Raw genomic sequence first — 24,477 nt, forward strand, 5'->3', positions numbered from 1 at the left:
GCTGCGATCTAGTGGTTACGCTCGGGATCGAGAGCAGAGAAGGGACCCGCCGCGTAGACGATCTTGCCGCCGACCATCGTTAAGAACGATTCAATTTGTGCGATGCGAGGAACCGGCACGGTGAAATAGTCGTCACTCAGAACAGCAAGATCCGCGAGCATGCCGGCAACGAGCCGGCCACGCCGATTTTCATCATGCGAAAACCAGGCGCTGCCTTCGGTGTAGATGCGAAGCGCCTGTTCGCGGCTTGGAATCTCTTCCGGCCCGCGCGTAGCGATGCCATCGACCGTCCGGCCGTCGAGTATCCAGCGCAAGGATACGAAGGGATCTGGGATCATCACCCGGTTGGCGTCGGTGCCACCACCAAGCGGGAGCGAGAGCGAGAGCTTGAGCGCCGAGACGATGGGCGGCGTTCGGCGCATCTGCGCGGTACCGCGCTCGGCGATGTAGGAGGGAGCGGCAAAATAGAGCCCATCCTGTATCAACCATCCGACGCCGAGCGCCTTCATGCGTTGCAAGGAAGCATCGGAAGCGTCATGCAGGTGCGCAATGGACCAGCGCAATTTTGCGATCGGCACTTCGCGGTTCACCCGTTCGAGGACATCGAGCAGATGATGGACCGAGCGATCATTGTTCCAGTGCACGGTCAGCGTCATCCCCTGGGTGGCGGCCCATAGCGCTACCCGATAAAACTCCTGCTTGTCGGCATCATCGGGAGTTTCGTTGTTATACATGCCCCAAGTGACGCATTCGCCGATCCCGTTGAAGCGCAAGAGATCGTCGCCGGTGCCCATCGGCAGGAATCGTGTGGAGGCCTGAAAGTCCTCCAGCTCTGCTCCGGGGCGCGGCGCGAATATGCTGTAGACGACGCGCAACGGTAGCGCGTGCTCGCGCCATAGCCGGAACAATGCCGCATAATCCTCCGGCGCAAGGTTGTGACCGCCCGGGTCGATCACGCCGGTGAGTCCGAACCGGCTCGATGCACGCAGGAAATGACGCGTGCCATCGATCGCTTCTTCCAATCGAGGCTTGGGCAAGCGCGAATAGAGTGAGGTAATCGCGGCGCCTCCCCCGACGATCCAGCCAGTCGCTTTGCCATCGCCGTCGCGCTCAAACTTAGTCGCGGGTGGCAAATCCGCCTCGGATCTGATGCCAAGCATTTCGCGGCCCACAGCATCGATCAGCACGTAGCCGTAGAAAAGCTGGAGGTAAACCGGGTGGCCGGACGCCACAGTCGCAATCTCGGCCTCCGTCGGCCTTCGAGTCTCGGTGAACTGGCGCGGTGTCCAGCCGCCGGCGACGATCAGCCATGCGCCGGGCTTGGCGTGAAGCGCGGCCGACCGCAGACGTTCCAGCGCCTCGGCAATGCTCGCGGCGCCGTCCCAGTGCACCTCGCTCGCATAACGGAAGCCGGCGCGAATTGAATGAATATGCGAATCGATCAGGCCCGGAATCACGGTGCGCCCACCCAGATCGATGATTTTCGTGGTGGCGCCCGCGAGCTTTCGCACCTCTTCCGTGCTGCCGGTCGCGGTAATCCGATCAGCCTCGATGGCGAGCGCCTGGCTGATCGATGAAGTCCCGTCCAGGGTTACAATCCTGCCATTGACAAGCAGGATGTCGGCGGGGCTCGCCCACAGCGACGCCGGTGCGCAGAGGCCGAGTGCCACCACGACGAGAACACCCGGGATGCGGCGCAGGCCCTTGCTGAAAATCATCCGGCAGAATCCGAATCGAGCCTGTGGTGTCAGGCCCCTGACGTGCCAATGCGAATAAGCATGATGGTGACACGCGGCACCTGTCACGCCGCCTCGGCAAGTTCCGCTCCAACCCAAGTTTTTCGGAAAGGTCGCCGAGCGGCCTGATCCGACTTCGAAAAGCCATGGAAATCTTCGGAAACAAAAAAGCCCTGATAATTCCGGTATTTTGAATAAGCCTGCGATCACCCTTTGACAATCCCCGGGGGAACGCGATCCGGCGACGAAGGCGCGGGGGCCAGCACACTCTTTCCGATTTGTAACTTCCCTTGCTGAAGCGCTGTGCCAACGTGAACGGCGCCGATCAAACGCCAGAGCGGAACATGATCGATCATGAGCGCGAAAGTTCTGCGGAATTTTAGCGGTCGGACGGCAATTCGATCGCCGCGCAGTTTCGGCTGCGCGACAGCATGCAGTCCTCCTGACGCGAGATGTCGACCAGCTTGTTCAGGAAGAGATAGCCGAGCACGAGCGCGATCGCGAGCGCCGCGAGGAATACCGCCAGCATGGCATCGGAGACCGGTCGCAAGTTCGGATCGCTGCCGTGATCCGGCGGCTCGCCCGATGGCGCCGCCCCCCCGCTCTTACCCCTTGTCGACATTGCCTTCAGCCTTTTACCACGATGGCCGAACGCTATAGCAGACGTCGCTGGCTTCTGCCGGCGAATCCCGTCCCATAGGTTTTGCGCCCGCTGCTGCAGGAACGCGTGGCAACACCGCGAATCGCAAAAATAGTCGCGGCCTCCGCCAGGGGAGCTGACGGAGGCCGCGTTAGACATCTCACCGCGCCTAGGTTCGCGATGCGATGTGGGAGCTCGATTTTAATTCGGCATCAACTGAGTCTGAAAATGCCAAAATCCTGAATGATGCGCTGGCTAGAACGGCAGCAGCACGTCCATCACCTGTTGGCCATAACGCGGCTCCTGAACGTCGGTAATCTGGCCGTGGCCGCCATAGGCGATGCGCGCCTGCGCGATCTTGCTTGAATCGATGGTGTTGTCGCTCTGGATGTCTTCCGGCCGCACGATGCCGGCGACGATCAGCTCGCGCTTCTCGAAATTGACACGGACCTCCTGCTTGCCTTCGACCACGAGATTGCCGTTCGGCAGCAGCTGCGTGACGACGGCGGCGATGTTGGTCTGCAGGGTTTCCTGCCGCTGTATCGAGCCCTTGCCGTCGCTCGAGGAGTTGGCATCCGCGGTCAGGAGGCGGCCGGGGAGGGCTGTCTTTCCGGTCAAGAGGTTGCTGCCGAGGAAGGCGGTAATGCCGGAGTCTTCGGTAACGATGCGGCTGCGCTGGGTCTCGTTGGCGAAATTGGCCTGATCGGTGATGTTGACGGTGACGGTCAGGAGATCGCCGATCTGATGCGCGCGCTGGTCCTTGAAGAATGACCGCGAGCCGTTTCGCCACAGCGAGTTGGCGTTGTAGGAGACGGTTTCCGGTTTCGGCATCGGCATCTGCACCGGCTTGTAGCCGGGCTTGGTCGTGGGATTCTCGATCTCCGACAGTTTCGGCTGTTCACCGATCTGGGAAAGGCGATCGATCGACGAACAGCCGCTCGCGATGCTGACGATGGTCAACAAGGTGCCGGTGAGCGCGATACGATTGATACTGGAAGTCAACATTGAACTTTACTCGGCTTTTGGAGACATCTGCGCATGATTGCTGGCGGCGACCGAAACCGGTTCAGCTTGTTCGGCTGATCCGACTGTCGAAGAGGATGATTCCGTGGCGGCGGGAAGTCGGGGTGTTGCGACCGAGATCGCGACCTGCCTGCGGCCGATAACGACGCCGGACACCGTACGCTGCGATTGCAGATTGAGAACGTTGACCACGTCGCCCTCGGTGCCGCCCTCCAGTGCCTTGCCGCGAATGGTGAGATAGAGACCGGTGGATTCGTAGATCAGGGTGATATTCTCGTCGCGCTGCACCAGATCCGGCTTGGCGAGATCGGCGACCTTCAGCACCTGGCCGGCGCGAAGCTGCTTTCGCATCTGCATTCCGACGGCGCGGTTGCGGACCGCGACGTCGCCGCCCACTTCGCCCTTGGGACGCCGCTCGGTGATCACGTCGGAGGATTTCAGGATTTCATTGCGTTCGACGCCGCGCGCCAGCACGGCTGCCTCCACGGTTTCGATCGCGATGCCGGTAATCCGCAGCTTGGTCCGCGCGCTGTTGGTCTCGTTGCTGATTTCAAAGCTGACGTCGAAGCGGCCGCTGCGCGGCTCGTAGCGGACCGAGACCGGCTGCAGGGCGCCGGTGTTCCACGCCTCCAGCCGGACATCCTGGACGTCGCGGTCGAAGGTCAGGCTGAGGTTGGCGGCGTCGCCGAGGCCATTGCGATGCTCGAGCGCATGGGCGACCTGGGCTTCGATCTCCTTGCCCTCGAGGGTGCGGGACAGCCGGGTCACCGAGACCGCCTTGATATCCCTTGTTTCAACGCCGATCACCTGATGCGCCTGCAGCGTGGCGATCAACTGCGCGGTCGGCAGCGAGCCGGTGGTGCCGAGATCCGGCGCGCGATAGATCGCGATCTGCGCTGACGTGCCGGCGTTGTCGATCACGTCCCCGATCCGCACCACGTCACTTTCGACGGTGACGTTGGCGCGAAGCACCGGTGCCGCGATGGTGTCGTCGCTGGCCTGCGCGAATGCCGTGACGGGCATGGCGGCGAGCAGCGCGGCGAGGAGAAGCGAACGGGCGGTCATCATCAGCTCCCTCAGCGGAACAGCGCGGTGGTGGATTGCATCATCTGGTCCGCGGCGGTGATCACCTTCGCGTTCATTTCGTAGGCACGCTGCGCGGCGATCAGGTCGGACATTTCCGAGACGACGTCGACATTGGCCTGTTCGAGGCTGCCTTGCGTGATGGCTCCGAAGCCCAGCAGGTTGGCGAGACCGTCCTGCGGCGCGCCGGACGCCGGCGTATCGGTGAAGAGGTTGTTTCCGACCGGCTGCAGGCCGGCCTTGTTGATGAATCGCGTCAGGCCGATCTGGCCGATGATCGTGGAGGTCGCCGTAGCTCCCGGCAACGTCACCGAGACCTGGCCCTGGGCATTGACCGCCAGGCCCGAAGCATTTTGCGGTATCGTAATCGTGGGCTGTACTGGATTTCCCTGAGCGTTGACGATGCGCCCGGTGTTGTCCATCTGGAAGGTACCGTCCCTGGTATATTGGAAGGTGCCGTCCGGCATCAGGATCTTGAAGAAACCCTCGCCGGTGATCGCGAGATCGAGATCGTTGCCGGTCTGCGAAAGCGTTCCCTGGGTCATCGATCGCGGCGTGCCGACGGTCTGGACGCCGCCGCCGATATCGATGCCCACCGGCAGGATGGTGCCCTGCTCCGAGGACTGCGCGCCGATCCGGCGGACATGCTGGTAGATCAGATCCTGGAACGAGGCGGTTTGTTTCTTGTAGCCTGTGGTGCGCAGGTTCGCGATGTTGTTGGAGATGACCTGGACGTTGAGTTCCTGGGCCGCCATTCCAGTCGCAGCGGTATGAAGGGCTTGCATGGATAGTCTCCTGGATGGCCGTTATGCCGGGACGTCGGCGAGTTGCTGGATTGCGTTTTTGTGCAGGTCACTCTGCTGCTGCAGCAGCGTCGCGATTTGCGTATAGGCGCGCGAGACCTCGATCATGCGGCTCATCTCCGCAACGGCGTTGACGTTGGACTTCTCGATGAAACCCTGGCGGACCGTCGATTTGATGTCGGGCTGCGCCGAGCCTTCTCCGGCGGTGTAGAGGTTCAAGCCCTCCTTCAGCAGCTTCTGCGCGTCGGGGAAGCTGACCAGGCGCAGCTTGCCGCGGATCGAATCCGTCCTGCCATTGCCTTCCACCACGGTGATGGTGCCGTCGGGCGTAACATTGATGTCATGGTCGGTCGGCTGAAAGACGATGGGGCCGCCGGTGCCGAGCACTGGATTGCCCGCGACCGTCACGAGCTGGCCCACGTTGTTGAGCTGCATGCCGCCGTCCCGGGTATAGCGCTCGCCGGCGGGCGTCTGCACCACCAGAAAGGCGGAGCCGTCGATCGCAACATCCAGCGGATTTTTTGTCTGCTCAACGGCGCCTTGCGAGAAATCGCGGAAGGTACCGCGGTCCTGGACGAAGCTAACGCGGCGGTCGCTTCCCACGAAGTTGTCTTCGTGCGCGCCCGACGTCAGATGTTCCTCGAACAGCGAATTGTCGGCCTTGTAACCCGCCGTGTTGACGTTGGCGACGTTGTTGGCGATCACGTCCAACTGTCGTTCCAGTATCGTTTGCCGCGAAAGTCCGATCAGAAGCGCGTTCTGCATCGTTGGTTCTCCCCTGAGCGATCCGCGCCCAAACCCTCCCAGGCTGGTTGCGGATCCTGCGAACCGCCAAGGCTCTCCCAAGCCGCGGTTCGCACAGCACAGAGCGAAAGCCGTGCCAGCCTGGAAACGACAAATTTTACAATTGCTTACGGAATTTGGAGGGCTGCCGCCCGGGCGGCAATAAGGTCTTGTTGACCATGTTTGCCCGGCAACTTTTTCCTAGTTGAGGGGCAAAAGAAAGGTTCCATTAACCATTATTACCTTAGCGTCCGGATTGAGAGCGCAGTGCTGGCGGCATCTGTATCGCGTCATGAGGCCGCCTGCCGGCATCGAGTTAACTTCCAAACCGGACCGGGCGGGCGATGGCAGACAACGATCAGGCAGAAGGCGCCGCAGACGTTGCGGAAGTCAGCGCGCCCAAGGGCAAGCTCAAACTGATCATCGCCGCGGTCCTCGTGCTGACCGTCGCCGGCGGCGCGGCGACCTGGTTCTTTTTCTTGCGCAATCATGGCGAAGAAACGCACGCGGAGGCGCCGCCGCCGAAACCGCCGGTTTACGTCGAAGTGCCGGAACTGCTGGTCAATCTGGTCGGGATGCCCGGCGAGCGGGTGCAGTATCTCAAGGTCAAGGTGGTGCTCGAGGTCAAGGAAGAAAAACAGGTCGAAGCCATCAAGCCGACGCTGCCGCGCGTCACCGACATTTTTCAAACCTATATGCGCGAGCTGCGATCGAGCGATCTCAACGGATCGGCGGGCCTGTTTCGCCTGAAGGAGGAAATGACCCGGCGCGTCAATGCTGCGGTTTCGCCAAATCAGGTCAGCGCTGTGCTGTTCAAGGAAATCGTCATTCAGTGACGAGACGGATTTAGAATCATGGCGGGCAACGCTCTAGACGACCAGGACGCAATTGCCGCCCAATGGGAAGCCTCGCTGGATTCCGAGGATCCGGCGGAAGCCGCGGCGGCTGCTGCGGCCAACGAACTCTCCGGCACCATGGCGCTGCAATGGGCCGCCATGGTCGAAGACGGCAGCCGCGATTTCGGCGGCGGCAAGAACGGCGGCGAGCGGGTTCTGTCGCAGGAGGAAATCGACAACCTGCTCGGCTTCAATGTCGGTGAAGTCAACCTCGACGACAATTCCGGCATACGTGCGATCATCGATTCGGCGATGGTTTCCTACGAGCGTCTGCCGATGCTCGAAATCGTTTTCGACCGGCTGGTGCGGCTGATGACCACCAGTCTGCGCAACTTCACCTCCGATAACGTCGAAGTCTCGCTCGACCGCATCACCTCGGTGCGGTTCGGCGACTACATGAATTCGATCCCGTTGCCCGCGGTGCTCTGCGTGTTCAAGGCCGAGGAGTGGGAAAATTTCGGCCTCGCGACGGTGGATTCGAGCCTGATCTATTCGATGATCGACGTTCTCCTCGGCGGTCGCCGCGGGCAAACCTCGCTGCGCATCGAGGGCCGCCCCTACACGACCATCGAAACCAATCTGGTGAAGCGGCTGGTCGAAGTGGTGATGGCCGACGCCGAGCAGGCCTTCCGGCCGCTGTCGCCCGTGACCTTCAGCATCGACCGGCTGGAAACCAATCCGCGTTTCGCGGCCATCAGCCGGCCGGCCAATGCCGCCATTCTGGTGCGGCTGCATATCGACATGGAGGATCGCGGCGGCAATATCGAATTGCTGCTGCCCTATGCGACCATCGAGCCGATCCGCCCGGTGCTGATGCAGATGTTCATGGGCGAGAAATTCGGCCGTGATCCGATCTGGGAGGGTCATTTCGCAACCGAGGTCGCGCAAGCGCAGATTTCCGTCGAGGCCGTTCTCTACGAAGCCGATATCCCGCTCAAGCAATTGATGAAGCTGAAGGTCGGCGACACCCTGCCGCTCGAGATGCAGGCCGACGCGCTGGTGGCGGTGCGTTGCGGCAGCGTGATCCTGACCGAAGGGCGGATGGGCAGGGTCGGCGACCGCGTCGCCATCCGCGTCACCAAGCAGCTGCGCAAGCCGAATACCACCTTCGCGATGTTCGAGAAGGCCGACGAGCAAACCAAGTTGATGGAGGCCCAATGAGTCATTTATTTGGAATTGCGATCGAGAGTCTTGTGGCGATTTTGCTCATGCTCACGATAGGTTATTGCATGCTGTTGAATAGTCGGTTGAAGCGGCTGAAGGCCGATGAACATTCGCTGAAGGCGACGATCGGAGAGCTGATCACGGCGACCGAGATCGCCGAGCGTGCGATCGGCGGCCTCAAACACACCGTGCGCGACGTCAACGAGAATCTCGGCAACCAGCTGACGTCGGCGAGCCAGATGTCGATGCAGCTGAAGAAGCAACTGGCGGAAGGCGACAACGTGCTTCGGCGGCTGTCCAAGATCGCGATCGCCGCGCGGCCGGCGCCGGAGCCGGAACCCGCGCCCCCCAGGATATCGCCGGCCCAGGCCATCGCCGCGGCGGCCCAGGCGTTTTCCGACCGCAAAAGGTCTGATGGCCTCGCCGCATGAAATCGTTCCGTGACATCCGCGTGATTCCCGTGGTCCTGACTGCGATCTTCGGCCTTGCCGTCCTCAAGGTCGCCGGGCTGGTGATCGATGGCGGCTATGTATTCGACTATCGACCGCAACCGACCAAGCAATCCTGGGCGCAGGACGTCTTCAACTATCCCGGCGGCAACAAGATCGACCGCGCCGATATCACGGGTTCGGTCGAGAAGCCCAAGGAGGAGGAAGGCGCCAAACCTGCCGCCGCCCCCGACGTGGCGAAGGCGGAGGGCGTCACGCATCCCGAGCAGGGCCAGTCGGTGTCGCCGTCCGAGCGTGCGATCCTCGAGCGGCTGCAGTCGCGGCGACAGGAACTCGAAGCCCGCGCGCGCGAAATCGATATTCGCGAGAGCCTGCTGAAGGCTGCCGAAAAGCGGGTCGAGGGGCGTGTCGAGGAGTTGAAGGCGGTCGAATCGCGGATCACGACGGCGACCCAGCAGAAGAGCGAAGCCGATACCGCGCGCTTCAAGGGCATCATTACCATGTACGAGGGCATGAAGCCGAAGGACGCCGCCAAGGTGTTCGACCGCCTCGAAATGACCGTGCTGTTCGAAATCGCTTCGCAGATCGCGCCGCGGAAGATGGCCGATATTCTCGGTCTGATGACGACGGAAGCGGCCGAGCGGCTCACCGTCGAAATGGCGCGCCGCGCCGGGACGGACAAATCCGCCTCGACGGCCGATCTTCCCAAAATCGAGGGCAAAGTGCTGCCGCAAAAGCTCAATTAGCGGGGATATTTAACAAGTCCTTAAATCGCCAATTCTAGATTTGAATGCGCGCGGCGCGTGTGCGGGCGTTCCGCCGGCGACCGGATCGTGGAACTGAAAGACTAGGCTGGAATGGCGCGGACGGCTGCCGCAGGATCTTGGTCGCGAGTTCGCGCTTGTGCGCGGACGGCCCGGCGTTGCCTCGGCCGGCCCTCCTGGCTGGCGGCAGGTCTCGTCCTGATCGGTCTGATGAGTCCGGGCGTCTGCCGGGCGGATCTGGTCAAGGGTGAGGCGACGTTTTCCGCAGCGGACGGCTATGCGCGGATGGTTCTCAAATTCACCGAGGATGTCGAGGCTGAAGTGACCACAGCCGGCACGATTATCGTGATCCGGTTCAAGCGCCCGGTGGACCTTCCGATCGATCAATTGTCCGACGCGGTTCCCGACTATGTCGGATCGGCGCGACGCGATCCGGATGGCTCGGCGATCCGGCTGTCGTTGGCGCGCCGGGTGACCATCAACACCATGACCGCCGGCGAAAGGGTGTTCATCGATTTCTTGCCGGACTCATGGAACGGTGCGCCTCCCGGGCTTCCCCCCGAGGTGGTTCGCGAACTGGCGGAGCGCGCGCGGGTCGCCGAGCGCGAATTGCGCCAGCAGCGGGCATTGACGGAGGCGAAGAAGCGTCCGCCGATCCGGGTCCGCGCGTCGGTTCTGCCGACCTTCGTGCGTTTTGTTTTCGAAGTGCCTGACGGCGTCGGTGTCTCTTCGGTACTGAACGAACAGAAACTCAGGCTGATGTTCAGCGCCGTGCTGGTGTTTGATCTGGCGGATGCCAAGCTGGCGGCGCCTTCCAACATCGGGTCGATCAATCAGAAGGTCGAAGGCGAAACTTCCGTGGTGGAAATCACCATGGTCGGCGATGTCGACGTGCACTCCTTCCGCGAGGAGAAGAATTACGTCATCGATGTCGCGTTCCAGCAAGCCGAGAAGGCATCGGCGCTGCCGTCGATGTCGGATGCCTCGCGCGCTCCGGCGCCCGCCGTGTCGGCTGCTCCCGCCACGTCGGCTGCGCCGGTCGCACGTGCCGCGCCGGCCGTGCCCGACAAGGCCGCTGCCATGGCCGCCGCCCCGCGGCAGCCCGGTGAGATCGCGCCGCCGACGTCGGAGACGCTCGCCCGGCAAGCCAATATCGAGATCAATCCCGAACGGGCGCCGCAGATGCCGCCCGCGCCCGAAGCCCAAACGCCTGCGCCCGAAGTCCAAACGCCGCCGCCACCGTCAAAGGAGCCGCCGGCTGCCGCAGCCGAGGTCCCGCTAAAAGTGCAGGTCGCCGCGCCCGCGCCGCCGCCGTCGCCGCCGGAAATCAAGTCCGGCGACGGCGCGGCCAGCGTTAGCGCCAGTCGCGACAGCAACGGCCTGCGCCTGAGCTTTTCATTTTCGGCCGCCACGCCCGCGGCGTTGTTCCGCCGCGCCGATACCGTGTGGCTGCTGTTCGATTCCAAAAAGCCGATCGACGTCGAGCCGATCCGCAGCCAGGGCGGCGCCATCATCGCTGACGTCAGCGTGATGCCACTGGAAAAGGGACAGGCGGTCCGCATTCGTCTCAACCGCCCGCAAATGCCGTCGCTAACCGGCGATGAAAAGCCGGGCGGCGCAAACTGGACGCTCACATTCGCCGATACGATGCAGACGCCGACGCAACCGCTTGTAGCGATCCGAAACATCGCCGATCGCGCGCATGCCAATGTCGCGGTGCCGTTGTCCAAAGCCGGCGTGCTGCATCGGCTTGTCGATCCGGACGCGGGCGATACCCTCATGGTGGTCACGGCGATGGCGCCGGTTCGCGGCTTCATCAAGCGGCAGGATTATGTCGAGATGTCGCTGCTGGAGTCGATCCACGGCGTGGTGATTCATCCGAACTCCGATGATGTCACGGCCGAGATCGGTTCCGACAAGATCGTCGTGGGCAGGCCGGGGGGCCTGACGCTGTCATCGGCCGATACCGGGGCGGAGCGGGCGCCGACGGCGGTCCGGCCGATTTTCGACGTCGACGAGTGGCGCAGGAATCAAGAGGCAAATTTTGTCACGCGAGAGGATGCGCTGGTCGACGCGGCCGCCGCCGGGGAGGCCGATCAGCGCACGCCGGCCCGCATCGATCTTGCCCGTTTCTACCTCGCGCGCGGCATGTACCCGGAAGCCAAAGGTGTTCTCGATCTCGTACTCGCCGACGCCAAGCCGGGTTCCGAAGACCCGGTTGCCCTGATCGTGCACTCGGTGGCGAGCGCGCTGATGGGGCGCCCGGCGCGCGCGCTGAAGGACCTCGCCAGCCCGGCGATCGGATCCAACTTTGATACGCAGCTTTGGAAGGCGCTGGCCTACGCGCGTACCGGAAAATGGGCGGAAGCGCGCGAGAAATTCAAGAACGTCGAGTTCGCCATCACCGCGCTGCCGATCGACCTGCAGCGCGTTGTGACCGTCGATGCAATGCGTGCATCGCTCGAAGTCAGGGACTATCCGGGCGCCGCAAAACGCGCCAGCGAGCTGGAAGTTACCGGTCTGCCGGCGGAACTGAAGGCAGCGGTTTCGGTGCTGCGCGGCAGGCTCGCCGAGGCGCTCGGCCACGACAAGGATGCGCTGGATCAATACAGGATCGCGGTGGAATCCCCGGACCGCGCCGCCGCCGCCGAGGCCAAGCTGCTTGAAATTGAGCTAAGGCAGAAACGCGACGAAATCAGCCCGGCCGACGCCTTGCGCGAACTTGAGACGCTCGCGGTGACCTGGCGCGGCGACACCATCGAGGTGCGGACGCTGGAAATGCTGGCACGCATCTATGCCGATAGCGGACGCTATGGCGAATCGCTCGAGGCGGTGAAGATCGCCAACAAGCTGCAGCCCAATTCGGAATTCGCGCGGCAGGGTCAGGACGCGGCCGCGGCGCTGTTCGTCCAGCTCTTTCTCGGCCAGAAGGGCGACGACCTTCCGCCCATCGACGCGCTCGGGCTGTTCTACGAACATCGCGAATTGACGCCGATCGGACGGCGCGGCGACGAAATGATCCGCCGCCTCGCCGACCGGCTGGTCGCGGTCGATCTGCTCGACCAGGCCAGCGAACTGCTGCAGTATCAGATTGACAAGCGGCTGGAAGGCGCGGCGCGCGCCCAGGTGGCGGCGCGTCTGGCGATGGTCTACCTGACCAATCGCAAGCCGGATCGCGCCATCGCGGCACTTCGCACTACCCGCATCGCGGACCTCTCCGGCGAACTGCGCCAGCAACGGCTGTTGCTGGAGGCGCGCGCGCAAAGTGATGTCGGGCGTCACGACCTCGCGCTCGACATCATCTCGAACATCAGCGGCCGCGAAGCGATCCGGTTGCGCTCCGATATCTACTGGGCGTCGCGGCATTGGCGCGAGTCGTCCGAGCAGATCGAATTGTACTACGCCGATCGCTGGCGCGACTTCAAACCGCTAAGTCCGACGGAGAAGGGCGATGTGATCCGCGCGGTCATCGGATATGCGCTGGCCGAGGATGCCATCGGTCTGGCGCGCTTCCGCGAAAAATATGCGCCGCTGATGAGCGGCGATACCGACCGCGGCGCTTTCGAGACCGCGAGCAAGCCGGTGGCCACCAGCAGCGCCGAATTCGCCAAGATCGCCAGGATGGCGGCAAGCGTCGATACGCTTGACGGCTTCCTGCGCGAAATGAAAACCCGGTTCCCTGACGCGACCGCGCGCGTGACGATACCGCCGGAAACCTCGAAGGCCGATCCGCTGCCGACCGGTTCGCTGCCGGCGATCGTCGGATTAAAGCGGGTGGGCGCGGCAAAGTAGCCGCGGCATGTCGGCGTCATCCCCTCGACAGCGGCTTGCCGAGGCGGCAATTTGCGCCGATAGATCGCGCAGAGGAAGCCGCCGCCATGAGCAAACCCGCCAGGACCGAAGCCGAACTCGTTGCGATGGCAAGGGCTGAGCTGAAAGTTCACGCCGAATGCCCGGACGGAATCGAGATTTCAGTGATCCGGACCGCAGAAGGTTGGGAATTCCGCACGGTGGCCGACGAGGCGACGGTTGCCAAACCAGGCTACCCCGAATGCGTGGCGCTGATCGTCCAGATCGGCGACCACCTCGGCAGGCAGTTCGACGTCAAAGGCTGAGAACGAAGCAATGTGCGGGTTGCCGGTAAGGGGCTCTTAAACAAACCCACTTACTGTTGCGGCCAAACGCACGCTTGACCCGCCGTGAATACCGGTCACGAGCAACTTCGTGGACTTCACGATCGGCTGACGCGTGAGCGCGCCATTCTAGAAACGCTCCGGCCCCAGCCCATGATGAATTCCGCCCACAATCCCAATCGCAGCCTGGTTCGCATCTTCGGCATCGCGCTGAGCGGCTTGTTGCTGGTCTATTCGATGATCGCGGTCTACGGCCTTTTCGAGCTGGAGAATATCAGTGCCGCGGAACATTCCATCGGCATGGTCCGGATCGCGCTGGGTCCGCTGGCGCTGTTGGTCCTGTTCCGCTGGGGCTGGCGCGCCGATCCGCTCGATCGCCAGGTCAGGCGCATGGGCGCGACGTTCGAAGCGGGTTACGCGAATTTAAGCACCAAGACCAGGATCAGGTCGATCGTTCTGGTCACGATGCTCAGCCTGTTGCTGGAGCTGGTGCTGATCCGCTGGCTGGCGTCGGTATTTCCGGTTTTTTCGTTCTACAAGAATTTCACGATGCTGGCCTGCTTCCTGGGTCTCGGCGCGGGCTACGCGGTGGCGCAACGGCAGCCCTGCACGCCGGCGCTGGTATTGCCGATGCTCGCGCTGTTTGTCGGGGTCATCACGCTTCTGCGATACGATACCGGCATCGCGTATCTGATATTCTCGATCGGCTGGCTGAGCGCGTTCGACCTGCCGGTCTACTTTCTGCTCGGGGCGAGCTTCATCGCCTGCGCATGCATTTGCTATCCGGTGGGTCAGCTGTGCGGAAAGTTGCTGCACAGCTCGAATTCGTTGAATGCCTACGGCCTCAACCTGATCGGCAGCGGGCTCGGCGTCATCGCCCTGTTTGTGATGAGCCTCTACTGGCTGCCGCCGGTGATCTGGTTCGCGGTGACCGGCGGGATCATATTGCTGTTTGTTCTGTCGCGTGACGACTTCCTGCCGCTCGGGATCGCGAGCTTCTGCGTTCTGCTGGGCATCCTGGCCTGGCCGGTGCAACCGGAGACGCAGCGCATCTATTCGCCGTACCAGTTGCTGGAGCGGGGAGCCAAGCCTGACGGCCTGATGCAGATCCTGTCGGGGGGCAGCTACTACCAGAAGGTCTATAACTTCGCGGAAGACAGGCGCGGCCATGAAACCGACGCCGATCGCTATGTGCGCACCTATTACGAGTTTCCCTACAATTTCAAGAAGGCGCCGCAACGCGTGGCCATCGTCGGCTCCGGCAGCGGCAACGACGTGGCGACCGCGTTGCGGATGGGCGCTGCCCATGTCGATGCCATTGAAATCGATCCCGCGATCGCATTCCTTGGCACCAAATATCATCCCGAGCGTCCATACGACGACCCCCGCGTCAACCTGTCGATCAACGACGCGCGGAATTTCTTTCGCACCGCCCAGCAGCAATATGACCTGATCATCTACGGCGTTCTGGATTCGCATACCGCGCTCAGCCACGCCTCCAACCTGCGCGTCGATTCCTATGTCTATACGCGCGAAGGTTTCGCCGAGGCCTTCCGGCTGCTCAAGCCGGACGGCGTCCTCGCGGTCTCGTTTACCCTGGTCAACGACGCGCTGGGATTCAAGCTGTCGAAGATCCTTGGCGAGCAGCCCGGCGCCGGAAAGCCGTTGGCGGTGCGGGTGCTGTATGATTCATCGAGAACGACGGCCTTTATCGTCAAGAAGGGCCAGGACGTGACGATGCCGGATCCGGGCGCCTTCGCCTCCATCGGCTTTACCAACGTTTCCGACTATTTCGCGCAGCCCTATCCGGAATCCTCCATCCCGACCGACGATTGGCCGTTCTTCTACATGGTCGAGCGCGCCTATCCCGTCACCTACATGATCGCGCTCGCGATGATTCTGCTGCTGAGCTACGTATTCGTGCGCAAGACCATCGGCTTTTCCGATCCGATCGACCGCAGCTACCTGCCGTTCTTCTTTCTTGGCTCCGGCTTCATGCTGGTGGAGACCAAGGCCATCACCGAACTTGGCCTGCATCTCGGTGGGACCTGGCTCGTGATCGCGGCCGCCATCATGCTGGTGCTGGTGATGGCGTACCTCGCCAACCTGCTCGTGACGCGGACCGGGCTGAGGCTGGCGGGGCCTGCCTATCTCGGATTGTTCGTCAGCCTGCTGGTGGGATACGGCCTTGCGATCAGCCACGGCCAGTGGCTGTTCGGTTCGCCGGCGATGCAGCTGGCGGCAAGCTGCTTTGTGTTGACGATCCCGCTGTTCTTTGCCGGCATCATCTTCTCCAGCCTGATAGGCGAATCGGAAATCAACATCTCCACGGCGTTTGCCTACAATCTGATGGGCGCGTTGTTCGGAGGCGTGATGGAATACAACTCGATGTATTTCGGGTTTGCCTTCCTCTATCTGCTGGCGATGGGATTTTACGGCATGGCCTGGACCTTCTCCTTGAAGGCCAGGCCACTGCTTCAACCAGCGCAGTGAGCCGCGCCGCCTCCCGCGTCGCCGCCGCCTGAAAGCTGACTTCCGAAAAATCCGCTATCGGCCCGGACCGGTCGAGGAGGTGGCGTTGCTAGCCGCCGCCGCTGTAGCTTTGCACCAGGCTGCCGGCGACCAGCGACCAGCCGTCGACCAGCACGAAGAAGATCAGCTTGAACGGCAGCGACACCACCACCGGCGGCAGCATCATCATGCCCATCGACATCAGCACCGAGGCGACCACGAGGTCGATGATCAGGAACGGCAGGAACAGAAGAAAGCCGATCTCGAAGGCGCGCTTCAGCTCCGAGATCATGAACGCCGGCATCAGAATCCGCAGCGACATGTCTTCCGGCGTCGCCGGCGGCGGCTCGCCCGACATATCCATGAACAGCTTCAGGTCCTTTTCGCGCACATTCTTCTGCATGAAGCCGCGCAGCGGCACCGACGCACGCTGCAGCGCGTCCTCGACGCTGATCTGGTTGGCGACCAGCGGCTTGATGCCGTCGTCGTAGGACTTCTGCAGCACCGGGCCCATCACGAACGCGGTCAGGAACATCGCCAGCGCGATGATCACGGAGTTCGGCGGGGCGGTCGCGGTGCCAAGCGCGGTGCGCAGCAGCGACAGCACGACCACGATCCGGGTGAACGACGTCATCATGATCAGGATCGACGGCGCCACCGACAGCACCGTCAGCAGTGCAATCATCTGGATCGCGCGCTCGGTGACGCCGCCATTGCCCTGGCCGAGATTGATGCTGATGTCTTGCGCCAGCGCAGGGGCGGCCAGCGATCCGGCGGCTATCAGTGTGGCAAAAAATAAAACTCTACGCGGGAAAGCCGGCGGCCTCACGAAGGGTTCTTTGGACGGCCCAGCAATGACGCCATCTCGTCTTCCAGATTCTCGAACCCGCTTTTCACCGGGGGCTCCGTGACCGGCGGGGCGATCGGAGGCTCGCTGCGGGAGGCCGCGCGGGCAGGGGGCGGTTCGGGCGCCACCGGCGGCGCCACCGTGTCGCCGGCGGGCCGGCGAAGCGCGGCCTCGAGCCGTTGCGCCATCTCGGCGAGATTTTGGTCGGCTGACGCCGCCGCCGGAGCCGGCGGGGGCGGCGGAGGTGGCGGCGCGACGATGCGCTCCGGCGCGCGGACCGGTGGCGGTTTCGGCGCTTCGCTCGGGCGCGCCGGGCGAGGCATCAAGGGCTCGTTGCGCGATGTCACCCGCGACGGCATCGGCTCGCCGCGCAGTTCCGGTCGGGGCTCCGGACGGCCGCTCAACGGCTCGGGCGTAAATCCGGCCGAAAATCCGGCCAGGGGGTCGGTGCGATCGCCGCGGCGTTCCGGCGCCGGTCGGCGCGCTTCGTCGGCAAAGGAGGGCCGCATCGGGCGCGGCGGCGGCTCGGGCATTTGCGGTTCGGCATGATCGAAGGTGTCGGACCGCGGGCTGTCGGCATCGCTCCAGTTGGCGGCGTCGGGCAGCGGCACGATACGGGCCTGCGGCTCGGGGCCGCCGACGGCTGGCCGCGGCTGCATCTGATCCCGTCCGGGGATAGCGCGCACGATGTTGGGTTCCACGACGATATCGGTCGGGCCGCCGATCATCAGCAGGTGTTCGACGTTGTCGCGCCGCACCAGCACGAGCCGTCGGCGCCCGTCCACGGCGGCGGCGTCGATCACCGCCAGCCGGGGCATCCGGCTGCGATTGGGATTGGCGCCCAGCCGGTTGCCAGCGAATCGGCGCACCAGCCAAGCCGCGGCCCCGATCAGCGCCAAAACCGCCACAAACGCGAAGAAAAATGTAAGTGCCTGCATGCTTTGTCCCCGGCAACTAGCGTTTTCTTCAAGTCTCTTTCGTCGAACGCGGATCGGAAGCGACACGCCGAACGGCAAACGAAGCCTGATTCTGGCCCAAACTCTTAATTCCCCGCGGCAGGAACTGCCGCCCCGTATCCTAATAACCCATGAATCGGCTGGGCCAAAACGACTTCTCGCGGTCCCAACTGCAATGATTTCGTTGGTTAACGCAGCATTCGTGGCGAAAATACGCTCGGCTTGATTCTCGAACCGGGACGCGACGCCATCGGCCGCCACGACCATTAACCGGCTGTTAACCATACAGGCGGCAAATTCTGCCCACCTCAGGCGGCGCTCGTGCCGCGGAGGCGGGGGAGAGCGGCGCGATGTCCATCAACGATCTTCCGGCCCTGTCGGTGCTGCGCACCAAGATGCAGTGGCACCAGGAACGCCAGCGCATCCTCTCCGAAAACGTCTCCAATTCCGACAGCCCGAATTTCAAGCCGCGCGACCTGGTCGAACCGAAATTCGACACCACGGGCGCCACCGCCGCGGGATCGGCGGGATCGCTGGCGATGCAGCGCACCAGCAGCGGCCATATTTCCGCATTGGGCGCCGGACAAAGCTTCGCGGAGAACCGCAGAACAGGATTCGAGACCAGGCCCGCCGGCAATGCCGTCAACCTGGAAGACGAGATGCTGAAGGTCTCCGCCAACCAGATGGACTACGCGGCGGTGACCTCGCTCTACAGCAAGAGCCTGCATCTTCTGAAGGTGGCTATCGGCAAGGCATGACCCGGCTCGATCAAACGGCCGGATAGCGAAAAGGGAACGGCATCATGGCAAGCGATGCGAACGATTTCGTCCGCTCGATGGGCATTGCGACCTCGGGCCTACGCGCGCAGGCGGGGCGGATCCGGGTGATCTCGGAAAACATCGCCAACGCGGATTCCACCGCGCCGATCGCCGGCGGCGATCCCTATCGCCGCAAGGTGCCGACCTTTTCCTCCGCGCTCGACCGCACGCTGGACGCGCAGGTGGTTACGCTGGGCAGGATCCGGCCCGATCAGACGGCGTTTCGCATCAAGCACGAGCCGAGCAATCCGGCGGCAGACGTGGCCGGCAACGTCAAATATCCCAACGTCAATCCGCTGGTCGAAATGACCGACATGCGCGACGCGCAGCGATCCTACGAGGCCAACCTCAACATCATCGGCGCCACCCGCCGGATGATCCAACGCACGCTCGACATCCTCAAGACCTGAACAGGAAAGCTTGAACCATGGCTTCACCCACAGTCGCAGCAAACGCCTACGCCGCACTCGCTCGCATCGTGGATACCGGCGGCGCCGCCAAGGGTCCCGACGCCGGCGGACAATCCTTCGGTGCGGTGCTCAAGGAGGCGATCGGTGGCGTCCTCGACATCGGGCGCAAATCCGACGCCCAGACCGTCGCGATGGCGTCGGGCAAGGCCAATGTCATGGACGTGGTGACGGCGGTCGCGGAAACCGACGTCGCGGTCTCGACGCTGGTGTCGGTGCGCGACAAGGTCATCGCGTCCTACGAAGACATCATGAAGATGCCGATCTGAGAATTTTAGTTCCCGTCATTCCGGGGCGCGCGAAGCGCGAGCCCGGAATCTCGAGATTCCGGGTCTGGTCCTTCGGACCATCCCGGAATGACGGATTACCTGAACGGAAAGTATGTCATGACCGGTGCGGAAACCCTCGACGTGGCGCGCGATGCGATCTGGACCATTGTCGTGGTGTCGTCACCGCTGATGATCGTCGGGCTCGTCGTCGGCGTCGTGGTGTCGCTGTTTCAGGCGCTCACCCAGATCCAGGAACAGACGCTGATCTTCGTCCCCAAAATCCTGGCGATTTTCGTCACCCTGCTGCTGGCGCTGCCGTTCATGGCGGACTCGCTGCACAGTCACATGATGCGGATATCGTCGCGAATCATAGGCGGTTGATGGCAGTATGCGTGGATCATGCGCATCGATATTTCACTGCTGCCCGCGCTCGCCGCCGCCTTCATGCTGGTGTTCGCCCGCATCGGCGCGATGGTGATGCTGTTGCCGGGGCTGGGCGAGTCCAATATTCCGGTCCGCATCAAGCTGGCGATCGCGCTGCTGCTGACGCTGATCATCCTGCCGTTGCACCGCGCCGACTACCACATCGACATGGGCTCGATCACGCCGCTGCTGGTCCTGATGCTCTATGAGATCGTCGTCGGTATCGTGCTCGGCGCCACCGCGCGGGTGACGCTTGCGGCGCTGCAGGTCGCCGGATCGGTGATCGCCCAGCAGCTCGGCCTCGGATTTGTCACCGCGATCGACCCGACCCAGGGTCAGCAGGGCCTGCTGATCGGAAATTTCCTCACCTTGCTCGGCGTGACCATGCTGTTTGCGACCGACAGCCATCATCTCGTCATCGCCGCGCTGAACGACAGCTACTCGATCTTCTCGCCGGGCGAGCCGATACCGGGCGGCGATGTCGCAGCACTCGCCACCCGCGCCTTCGCCGCGGCCTTCAAGATCGGCATGCAGTTGTCGGCGCCGTTCCTGGTATTCGGCCTCGTCTTCAACATCGGCCTCGGAGTGCTGGCGCGGTTGATGCCGCAGATGCAGGTCTATTTCGTCGGCGTGCCGCTGTCGATTCTCGCCGGCTTCCTGATCTTCTCGGTCGTCATCGCAACGATGATGGGAACGTTTCTCGACTATTTCACCGCCGTCATGCACGACATGATACCCCTCACCTGAAAGCCCTAGACGATGGCGGATGAAGACGACGCATCTGAACGCTCGGAAGACCCTACGCAAAAACGTCTCGACGACGCCCACGACCGCGGCGACGTCGCCAAGAGCCAGGAGGTCAATACCTGGTTCATGATTGCGGGCGGCACGCTGGTATTCTCGACATTTTCCGGATCGATCGGCGGGATTCAGATGCCGCTGCGCAACCTGATCGCCAATTCGTGGATGATCCACGTCGATGGACCCGGTTTGCTGGCGTTGGCGCGGAGCCTCGAATATGCGCTGATTGCAGCCCTCGGCGTGCCGCTGTTGATGCTGGCGCTGTCGGCGATCGCGGGCAATATGCTGCAGCACCGGCTGGTATGGTCCGGTGAATCCCTCAAGCCCAAGTTCAGCAAGATATCGCCGGCGGCCGGCGCCAAGCGGTTATTCGGCAAGCAGGCGGCGGCAAACTTCGGCAAGGGTCTTTTCAAGCTGGTGGCGCTGGGCGCGGTGATGACGGCGATCCTCTGGCCCGAGCGCCATCGCCTCGAAGCGATGGTGCGGTTCGATCCGGCCGCGATCTTCGGCGTGGTCACCAGCCTGACGCTGCATCTGATGGGCGCCGTGGTGGCGATGCTCGCGGTTGTCGCGATCGCGGACTATTTCTTCCAGTACCGGCAATGGTACGAGCGGCAGAAGATGTCGCTGAAGGAAATGAAGGAAGAGTTCAAGCAATCCGAAGGCGACCCGCACATCAAGGGCCGGCTCCGGCAATTGCGGCATGCGCGCATGAAGAAGCGCATGATGACCGCGGTTCCCAAGGCCTCCGTCATCATCACCAACCCGACCCACTATTCGGTCGCGCTTTCCTACGAACGCGGGATGTCGGCGCCGGTCTGCGTGGCCAAGGGCGCCGACAACATCGCGCTCAAGATCAGGGAAATCGCCCGCAAGCACGATATTCCCATCGTCGAGAACGTGCCGCTGGCACGGGCCCTGTACGCGACCGTGGAGATCGACGACGAGATCCCGGTGGAACACTATCATGCGGTCGCCGAAATTATCGGCTACGTCATGGGTCTCAGGCGCGGGCTTTCCGGCCGGCGGCCATGACGCCGGGAACGGGCTGCCTTATTGTGCCGTAAATGGGCGCAACCGGCGAAATAACTGTGTGGTGGACTTGCGCTTGCGGGTCCGATTCAGGCACTCAGGAGCAGGCGTGCTGACCGTGCGTCCCATCCAGCGCGCGCAAGCGCGTAACATCCAGCGCGCGCAAGCGCGTAACATCCATGTCGACAGGCCGCGTCCCCTGCCATGACCGCCGAACTTGACAACGATCCGTCACGAGAGCCGATGACCGCCCCCGAGCCGGCGCGGCGGAGCGGCAGCATCGTCCTGGTTCTGCTGGTGGCCGGCGCGATCATCGCCGCCGCGGTTGCGCTCACCACCATCGGCCGTGCGCAGGCGCAGCCCTACATTCTCGGGCTGCTGGCGCTGCTGGCGATGGTCGGGTTGTTCAATCTGTTCGCGTACGCCGCGGGAATCATTCGTTTCACCGATCGCTCCGCCGACGATCCCGTCGTCCGTCGCATCCCCGACCTGGCCTATGACGGTGTTGCGGTCACCGACCCCCGCGGTCACGTGGCCTACTGCAACCCTGCCTATCTGGCGCTCACGGGGGCCGCGAGCCCGCACGACGTCCGCCCGGTGGAGCGGGTCTTCATCGGCAATCCCGATGTGTCGGAAGCGGTGTTTCGGCTCCTCAAGGCGGCGCGCGAAGGTAAGCGGCAGCAGGAAGAAGTCCGGATCGCCGGCACCGATGGCAGCCATGGCCGCTGGCTGCGGATGCGGGTTCGGCCGCTCGGCCAGGGCAAGCGCGAGGCGAAATACGCGGTATGGTCGATTGCCGATATCACCCGCGACCGCGAACGGCAGGAGGACGTCTTCCAGGAGCTGCAGCACGCGATCGAATATCTCGATCACGCGCCTTGCGGCTTTTTCTCGGTCAATGCCGCCGGAGACATCGTCTATGTCAACGCGACGCTGGCCAACTGGCTGGACTACGATCTGGCGGAGATCGGCTCGGGCGGCTTGAAGCTGGCCGACATCGTGTCCGGAGACGGCGCGTCGCTGCTGACATCGATTGCGCCGGTGCCGGGCGAGGTCAAGACCGAGGTGTTCGACATCGACCTGCGCATGCGCGGCGGCAAGACCATGCCGGTGCGTCTCTATCACAAGCTGGCCTTCGGGGCCGACGGCGCGCCGGGCGCCTCGCGCACGCTGGTGATCAGCCGCGCCCGGGACGAGCGCGCCGATCCGCAGCGGGCGGCCGAGGTTCGCTTCATGCGCTTCTTCGACCACACCCCGATGGCGATTGCGACCGTGGACCGGTCGGGCGCGGTGGTCCGCGCCAATGCGCGGTTCGCCAAGCTGGCGCAAAGCCTGAGCCCCGACGGCGTGGCCAACAAGTCGATTTTCAGGACCGTCAACGCCCGCGATCGCCACCTTCTGATCGCCGCCATCAGCCAGGCGGCGGAGGGGCAGGGCGATATCGCGCCGGTCGAGGCGATGCTCGACGGGCCCAAGGAGCGTTGGGGGCAGTTTTTCGTCACCGCGGTCGAGGAGGACGAACGCGAGACCGAGACCGCCATCGTCTACCTGCTGGAGACCACCGAACGGCGGGCCCTGGAGAACCAGATCAGCCAGTCGCAGAAGATGGACATGGTCGGCCAGCTCGCCGGCGGCATCGCGCACGATTTCAACAACGTGCTCTCCGCCATCATGATGGCCAACGACTTCCTCTTGAACGCGCACAAGCCGACCGATCCCTCGTTCCAGGACATCATGCAGATCAAGCAGAACGCGACCCGCGCGGCGACGCTGGTGCGTCAGCTGCTGGCGTTCTCGCGCCGCCAGACCCTGCGGCCGCAGGTGCTCGATCTCGGCGACGCATTGAGCGATCTCACCATGCTGCTGCGCCGCCTGATCGGCGAGAAGGTCAAGCTCGATCTGGTGCATGGCCGCGATCTCTGGCCGGTGAAGGTCGACGTGTCGCAGTTCGAGCAGGTGATCGTCAATCTGGCGGTCAACGCCCGTGACGCGATGCCCGACGGCGGCAAGCTGACGGTACGAACCGCCAACATCACCGCCGAGGAATCCGCCGATCTCGCCTACAAGGGCATGCCGGCGGCGGATTATGTCCGGATCGACATATCGGATACCGGCACCGGCATTGCTCCCGAGATCGTCGACAAGATCTTCGAGCCGTTCTTTTCGACCAAGGAGGTCGGCAAGGGCACCGGGCTCGGCCTGTCGACGGTGTATGGCATCGTCAAGCAGACCGGCGGCTTCATCTACGTGGACTCCGAAGCCGGCAAGGGCACCTCGTTCCGCATTTTCCTGCCGCGGCACCATCCCGAGCAGGAAGTCCAGGCCGACACCACCGCCGCCAATGGCGCGGCCCGGGAACCAGCGGCGGAGGCGAGGCCTCGCGCCGATCTGACGGGGCAGGGCACCATTCTGTTGGTCGAGGACGAGGAGGGCCTGCGCTCGCTGAATGCCCGCGGCCTGCGCTCGCGCGGCTACAGCGTCATCGAGGCATCCAACGGGATCGAAGCGCTGGAAGCGCTGGAGGAAAAGAACGGCGCGGTGGATCTGGTGGTTTCCGACGTGGTAATGCCGGAAATGGATGGCCCGACGCTGCTGAAGACCATGCGGGGCCGCAATCCCGATCTCAAGATCATCTTCGTGTCGGGCTATGCGGAAGACGCCTTCGAGAAGAGCCTGCCGGAGAACCAGCAATTCGCGTTCCTGCCAAAGCCGTTCACGCTGAGCCAGCTGGTCGCCGCGGTGAAGGAAACCATGGCGCCTTCGTGAGGGGGCAAAATCTGAGACCACGTCATTCCGGGATGGTGCTCAGCACCAGACCCCAGATGTGCAATTGCACATCGCAGTTCGATGCTTCGCATCGCCCCGGAATGACCGTCTGC

Annotated in this window: 22 protein-coding genes; 14 read left to right on the forward strand and 8 right to left on the reverse strand. The window is 63.3% G+C overall.

The window, feature by feature from the left end:
• Positions 1 to 8: 8 nt before the first annotated feature.
• The 6 genes from E8A46_RS10105 to flgF form a co-directional block, all read right to left on the reverse strand.
• A complete protein-coding gene (locus E8A46_RS10105; RefSeq protein ID WP_291560058.1) occupies positions 9 to 1,718 on the reverse strand; it encodes an amidohydrolase in 1,710 nt (569 codons plus the stop codon).
• 397 nt (positions 1,719 to 2,115) lie between these two features.
• Positions 2,116 to 2,358 (reverse strand): hypothetical protein, encoded by a 243-nt coding sequence (locus E8A46_RS10110; RefSeq protein WP_291560060.1) that lies wholly within the window; start codon positions 2,356 to 2,358, stop codon positions 2,116 to 2,118.
• A gap of 273 nt (positions 2,359 to 2,631) precedes the next feature.
• Positions 2,632 to 3,381 (reverse strand): flagellar basal body L-ring protein FlgH, encoded by a 750-nt coding sequence (gene flgH / locus E8A46_RS10115; RefSeq protein ID WP_291560064.1) that lies wholly within the window; start codon positions 3,379 to 3,381, stop codon positions 2,632 to 2,634.
• Positions 3,382 to 3,387: 6 nt separating this feature from the next.
• Positions 3,388 to 4,464 carry a flagellar basal body P-ring formation chaperone FlgA gene (gene flgA, locus E8A46_RS10120; protein WP_291560066.1) on the reverse strand — a complete coding sequence of 359 codons (1,077 nt, stop codon included), beginning with the start codon at positions 4,462 to 4,464 and terminating at the stop codon, positions 3,388 to 3,390.
• 11 nt (positions 4,465 to 4,475) lie between these two features.
• On the reverse strand, positions 4,476 to 5,267 hold the full coding sequence (gene flgG / locus E8A46_RS10125) for a flagellar basal-body rod protein FlgG (protein ID WP_291560068.1): 792 nt from the start codon (positions 5,265 to 5,267) through the stop codon (positions 4,476 to 4,478).
• A 21-nt stretch (positions 5,268 to 5,288) separates the two neighbouring features.
• Positions 5,289 to 6,050: a flagellar basal-body rod protein FlgF gene (gene flgF / locus E8A46_RS10130; RefSeq protein ID WP_291560070.1), complete on the reverse strand. Its 762-nt coding sequence runs from the start codon at positions 6,048 to 6,050 to the stop codon at positions 5,289 to 5,291.
• Between the two features lie 362 nt (positions 6,051 to 6,412).
• Between flgF and fliL the strand changes: the two genes are divergently transcribed.
• The 7 genes from fliL to E8A46_RS10165 all read left to right on the forward strand — a co-directional run bounded on the left by fliL (position 6,413) and on the right by E8A46_RS10165 (position 15,967).
• Complete coding sequence (fliL, locus tag E8A46_RS10135; RefSeq protein WP_291560073.1) at positions 6,413 to 6,904, forward strand: flagellar basal body-associated protein FliL; 492 nt, start codon at positions 6,413 to 6,415, stop codon at positions 6,902 to 6,904.
• An 18-nt stretch (positions 6,905 to 6,922) separates the two neighbouring features.
• Entirely contained in the window at positions 6,923 to 8,125 is a 1,203-nt protein-coding gene (gene fliM, locus E8A46_RS10140; RefSeq protein ID WP_291560077.1) for a flagellar motor switch protein FliM, read from the forward strand.
• Complete coding sequence (locus E8A46_RS10145) at positions 8,122 to 8,559, forward strand: DUF6468 domain-containing protein (protein WP_291560080.1); 438 nt, start codon at positions 8,122 to 8,124, stop codon at positions 8,557 to 8,559. Before fliM ends, E8A46_RS10145 begins: the two co-directional genes overlap by 4 nt.
• On the forward strand, positions 8,556 to 9,323 hold the full coding sequence (locus E8A46_RS10150) for a flagellar protein FlbB (protein WP_291560083.1): 768 nt from the start codon (positions 8,556 to 8,558) through the stop codon (positions 9,321 to 9,323). The genes E8A46_RS10145 and E8A46_RS10150 overlap by 4 nt, the downstream gene beginning before the upstream one ends.
• Positions 9,324 to 9,434: 111 nt before the next feature.
• Positions 9,435 to 13,133, forward strand: a complete 3,699-nt coding sequence (locus E8A46_RS10155) for a tetratricopeptide repeat protein (RefSeq protein WP_291560085.1) — start codon at positions 9,435 to 9,437, stop codon at positions 13,131 to 13,133.
• A gap of 86 nt (positions 13,134 to 13,219) precedes the next feature.
• Positions 13,220 to 13,456: a hypothetical protein gene (locus tag E8A46_RS10160; protein ID WP_291560087.1), complete on the forward strand. Its 237-nt coding sequence runs from the start codon at positions 13,220 to 13,222 to the stop codon at positions 13,454 to 13,456.
• Positions 13,457 to 13,627: 171 nt separating this feature from the next.
• Entirely contained in the window at positions 13,628 to 15,967 is a 2,340-nt protein-coding gene (locus E8A46_RS10165) for a hypothetical protein (RefSeq protein ID WP_291560089.1), read from the forward strand.
• Positions 15,968 to 16,055: 88 nt separating this feature from the next.
• Here E8A46_RS10165 and fliP read toward each other — a convergent pair whose 3' ends face one another.
• A complete protein-coding gene (fliP, locus tag E8A46_RS10170; RefSeq protein WP_291560091.1) occupies positions 16,056 to 16,814 on the reverse strand; it encodes a flagellar type III secretion system pore protein FliP in 759 nt (252 codons plus the stop codon).
• On the reverse strand, positions 16,811 to 17,770 hold the full coding sequence (locus tag E8A46_RS10175) for a flagellar biosynthetic protein FliO (protein ID WP_291560093.1): 960 nt from the start codon (positions 17,768 to 17,770) through the stop codon (positions 16,811 to 16,813). Before E8A46_RS10175 ends, fliP begins: the two co-directional genes overlap by 4 nt.
• A gap of 368 nt (positions 17,771 to 18,138) precedes the next feature.
• On the opposite strand from E8A46_RS10175, the gene flgB reads away from it, so the two are divergent.
• From flgB to cckA, 7 genes are all read left to right on the forward strand, one after another.
• The gene (gene flgB, locus E8A46_RS10180) at positions 18,139 to 18,546 is read left to right on the forward strand and encodes a flagellar basal body rod protein FlgB (RefSeq protein WP_291560096.1); all 408 of its coding nucleotides are present in this window, start codon (positions 18,139 to 18,141) and stop codon (positions 18,544 to 18,546) included.
• A 44-nt stretch (positions 18,547 to 18,590) separates the two neighbouring features.
• The gene (flgC, locus tag E8A46_RS10185; RefSeq protein ID WP_291560098.1) at positions 18,591 to 19,016 is read left to right on the forward strand and encodes a flagellar basal body rod protein FlgC; all 426 of its coding nucleotides are present in this window, start codon (positions 18,591 to 18,593) and stop codon (positions 19,014 to 19,016) included.
• 17 nt (positions 19,017 to 19,033) lie between these two features.
• Positions 19,034 to 19,342, forward strand: a complete 309-nt coding sequence (fliE, locus tag E8A46_RS10190; protein ID WP_291560100.1) for a flagellar hook-basal body complex protein FliE — start codon at positions 19,034 to 19,036, stop codon at positions 19,340 to 19,342.
• Between the two features lie 117 nt (positions 19,343 to 19,459).
• Positions 19,460 to 19,723 carry a flagellar biosynthesis protein FliQ gene (fliQ, locus tag E8A46_RS10195; RefSeq protein WP_291560132.1) on the forward strand — a complete coding sequence of 88 codons (264 nt, stop codon included), beginning with the start codon at positions 19,460 to 19,462 and terminating at the stop codon, positions 19,721 to 19,723.
• A gap of 18 nt (positions 19,724 to 19,741) precedes the next feature.
• Positions 19,742 to 20,512 carry a flagellar biosynthetic protein FliR gene (fliR, locus tag E8A46_RS10200; RefSeq protein WP_291560102.1) on the forward strand — a complete coding sequence of 257 codons (771 nt, stop codon included), beginning with the start codon at positions 19,742 to 19,744 and terminating at the stop codon, positions 20,510 to 20,512.
• 12 nt (positions 20,513 to 20,524) lie between these two features.
• Positions 20,525 to 21,601 carry a flagellar biosynthesis protein FlhB gene (gene flhB / locus E8A46_RS10205; RefSeq protein ID WP_291560104.1) on the forward strand — a complete coding sequence of 359 codons (1,077 nt, stop codon included), beginning with the start codon at positions 20,525 to 20,527 and terminating at the stop codon, positions 21,599 to 21,601.
• A gap of 201 nt (positions 21,602 to 21,802) precedes the next feature.
• Positions 21,803 to 24,364, forward strand: coding sequence for a cell cycle histidine kinase CckA (cckA, locus tag E8A46_RS10210; RefSeq protein WP_291560107.1), 2,562 nt, complete (start codon positions 21,803 to 21,805; stop codon positions 24,362 to 24,364).
• Positions 24,365 to 24,477 lie beyond the last annotated feature (113 nt).

It is taken from the genome of Bradyrhizobium sp. (assembly GCF_004799445.1).
Classification (GTDB): Bacteria; Pseudomonadota; Alphaproteobacteria; order Rhizobiales; family Xanthobacteraceae; genus Bradyrhizobium.

Bases quoted from the DNA above. Each gene is read 5' to 3' on its own strand.
- E8A46_RS10105 (WP_291560058.1), bottom strand. From the start codon at position 1,718: ATGATTTTCAGCAAGGGCCTGCGCCGCATCCCGGGTGTTCTCGTCGTG.
- E8A46_RS10110 (WP_291560060.1), bottom strand. From the start codon at position 2,358: ATGTCGACAAGGGGTAAGAGCGGGGGGGCGGCGCCATCGGGCGAGCCG.
- flgH (WP_291560064.1), bottom strand. From the start codon at position 3,381: ATGTTGACTTCCAGTATCAATCGTATCGCGCTCACCGGCACCTTGTTG.
- flgA (WP_291560066.1), bottom strand. From the start codon at position 4,464: ATGACCGCCCGTTCGCTTCTCCTCGCCGCGCTGCTCGCCGCCATGCCC.
- flgG (WP_291560068.1), bottom strand. From the start codon at position 5,267: ATGCAAGCCCTTCATACCGCTGCGACTGGAATGGCGGCCCAGGAACTC.
- flgF (WP_291560070.1), bottom strand. From the start codon at position 6,050: ATGCAGAACGCGCTTCTGATCGGACTTTCGCGGCAAACGATACTGGAA.
- fliL (WP_291560073.1), top strand. From the start codon at position 6,413: ATGGCAGACAACGATCAGGCAGAAGGCGCCGCAGACGTTGCGGAAGTC.
- fliM (WP_291560077.1), top strand. From the start codon at position 6,923: ATGGCGGGCAACGCTCTAGACGACCAGGACGCAATTGCCGCCCAATGG.
- E8A46_RS10145 (WP_291560080.1), top strand. From the start codon at position 8,122: ATGAGTCATTTATTTGGAATTGCGATCGAGAGTCTTGTGGCGATTTTG.
- E8A46_RS10150 (WP_291560083.1), top strand. From the start codon at position 8,556: ATGAAATCGTTCCGTGACATCCGCGTGATTCCCGTGGTCCTGACTGCG.
- E8A46_RS10155 (WP_291560085.1), top strand. From the start codon at position 9,435: ATGGCGCGGACGGCTGCCGCAGGATCTTGGTCGCGAGTTCGCGCTTGT.
- E8A46_RS10160 (WP_291560087.1), top strand. From the start codon at position 13,220: ATGAGCAAACCCGCCAGGACCGAAGCCGAACTCGTTGCGATGGCAAGG.
- E8A46_RS10165 (WP_291560089.1), top strand. From the start codon at position 13,628: ATGATGAATTCCGCCCACAATCCCAATCGCAGCCTGGTTCGCATCTTC.
- E8A46_RS10175 (WP_291560093.1), bottom strand. From the start codon at position 17,770: ATGCAGGCACTTACATTTTTCTTCGCGTTTGTGGCGGTTTTGGCGCTG.
- flgB (WP_291560096.1), top strand. From the start codon at position 18,139: ATGTCCATCAACGATCTTCCGGCCCTGTCGGTGCTGCGCACCAAGATG.
- flgC (WP_291560098.1), top strand. From the start codon at position 18,591: ATGGCAAGCGATGCGAACGATTTCGTCCGCTCGATGGGCATTGCGACC.
- fliE (WP_291560100.1), top strand. From the start codon at position 19,034: ATGGCTTCACCCACAGTCGCAGCAAACGCCTACGCCGCACTCGCTCGC.
- fliQ (WP_291560132.1), top strand. From the start codon at position 19,460: ATGACCGGTGCGGAAACCCTCGACGTGGCGCGCGATGCGATCTGGACC.
- fliR (WP_291560102.1), top strand. From the start codon at position 19,742: ATGCGCATCGATATTTCACTGCTGCCCGCGCTCGCCGCCGCCTTCATG.
- flhB (WP_291560104.1), top strand. From the start codon at position 20,525: ATGGCGGATGAAGACGACGCATCTGAACGCTCGGAAGACCCTACGCAA.
- cckA (WP_291560107.1), top strand. From the start codon at position 21,803: ATGACCGCCGAACTTGACAACGATCCGTCACGAGAGCCGATGACCGCC.